The 272-nt window shown below is 31.6% G+C and carries 1 protein-coding gene; it reads right to left on the bottom strand.

The annotated features are described in order from the left end of the window. Positions 1–272 (bottom strand): hypothetical protein (locus M901_RS11110; protein WP_034721844.1); only part of this gene is annotated, 272 nt, incomplete at both ends.

Genomic DNA, 272 nt, shown 5'->3' with positions numbered 1-272 from the left:
CTTTATTTGATGTTGTATTCTCTAGAGTGATCTTAAAATAGTCCGCAACTTGTTCTGTTTGAATTCGTGAAAAGGGTTTGTGGTTGTAGTCTATTGCCGACTCAAGTGAGTTTTTGATGATATTCTTTAAGATTATTGAAAGACACGTTTTATCTGTGTAAACCATTTTGTTATAGTAATTAAATTCGACATCAATTTCGAGATACTTTATTTGTGACTGATAGAGGTCATATGTTTTCTCTATGAGTTGGGAAATATCAAAACGCGAAAAA

The sequence above is a fragment of the Bacteriovorax sp. DB6_IX genome, from assembly GCF_000447775.1.
Lineage (GTDB): Bacteria > Bdellovibrionota > Bacteriovoracia > Bacteriovoracales > Bacteriovoracaceae > Halobacteriovorax_A.
Note: the sequence above shows the minus strand (reverse complement) of the source record. Positions and strands in the feature narration are given on the sequence as shown.